Here is a 1353-nt window from a genome sequence, read left to right as displayed (position 1 = left end):
ATGTAGTCGCGTTCCTCGTCGGTGACCATCTCGAGGGTGAGCTCGTCGTGGTTGCGCAGGAAGATGCCCCACTGGCAGCCGTCCGGGATCGGTGGCGTCTTGGCGAGGATCTCCGAGACCGGGTAGCGGGATTCGCGGCGGACCGCCATGAAGATCCTTGGCATCACCGGGAAGTGGAACGCCATGTGGCATTCGTCGCCGCCGGTGTCGGGTGCGCCGAAGTAGTCGACGACGTCCTCGGGCCACTGGTTGGCCTCCGCGAGCAGGACGACGTCGGGGTACTGGGCGTCGATCTCCTTGCGGACCCGTTTGAGGAAGGCGTGGGAGGCCGGGAGGTTCTCGCAGTTGGTGCCCTCCTCGGCGTACAGGTAGGGGACCGCGTCCAGGCGGAAGCCGTCGATGCCCAGGTCGAGCCAGAAGCGCAGGGCGGCCAGGATCTCCTCCTGGACGGCCGGGTTCTCGTAGTTGAGGTCGGGCTGGTGGGAGAAGAAGCGGTGCCAGAAGTACTGCTTGCGGACCGGGTCGAAGGTCCAGTTCGAGGCCTCGGTGTCCACGAAGATGATCCGGGCGTCCGCGTACTGCTTGTCGTCGTCGGCCCACACGTAGTAGTCGCCGTAGGGGCCTTCGGGATCGGAGCGCGACTGCTGGAACCACTCGTGCTGATCACTCGTGTGGTTCATGACGAAGTCGATGATCACGCGCATCCCGCGCTGGTGCGCCGCGTCCACGAACTCCACGAAGTCCGCCAGGTCGCCGAACTCGGGGAGCACCGAGGTGTAGTCCGAGACGTCGTAACCACCGTCCTTGAGCGGGGACTTGAAGAACGGCGGGAGCCAGAGGCAGTCGACGCCGAGCCACTGGAGGTAGTCCAGCTTCGCCGTGATGCCCTTCAGATCTCCGACGCCGTCGCCGTTGCTGTCCTGGAAGGAACGGACCAGCACTTCGTAGAAGACCGCGCGCTTGAACCAATCCGGGTCCCGGTCCTTCGCAGGGGTGTCCTCGAAGGTGTCCGGGACGGGCTCATTCATCATCATGGTGTGGGTGACCCTCCGAATCCCATGTCCCGTCCGTGCCGGTGAGTTCATCGCGGCGTGGACGGTGACGGGAGGACGAGGATGTGCGCGGGCGTGCGGCCCGGCTCTAGGCGCACATAGTTCGTCCTGCTCCAGTGATAGGTGTCGCCGGTGAGTTCGTCGCGCACCGGCACGGATGCGTGCCAGTCGAGCCCCAGGCGTGGCATGTCCAACGACACTGTCGCCTCCTGGGTGTGGTGCGGGTCGAGGTTCACGACCACCAGAACCGTGTTCGAGCCCTGTGCGGTGGTGGCGGTCTTCGAGTACACGAGCACCGCGT

At 65.3% G+C, this 1353-nt stretch carries 1 protein-coding gene and 1 pseudogene; both read right to left on the bottom strand.

Going from position 1 to position 1353, the window contains the following annotated elements; translation table 11 throughout:
* A partial coding sequence (locus ACWD2L_RS41010; protein ID WP_451193852.1) for an alpha-amylase family glycosyl hydrolase occupies positions 1-1034 on the bottom strand: 1034 nt, incomplete at its 3' end.
* A 47-nt stretch (positions 1035-1081) separates the two neighbouring features.
* A pseudogene (locus ACWD2L_RS41005) lies at positions 1082-1353 on the bottom strand (alpha-1,4-glucan--maltose-1-phosphate maltosyltransferase); the annotation flags it as partial.

It is taken from the genome of Streptomyces sp. NPDC002754, from assembly GCF_053592315.1.
The sequence above is the reverse complement of the archived record's forward strand: the minus strand, read 5'-3'. Positions and strand labels throughout refer to the sequence as shown.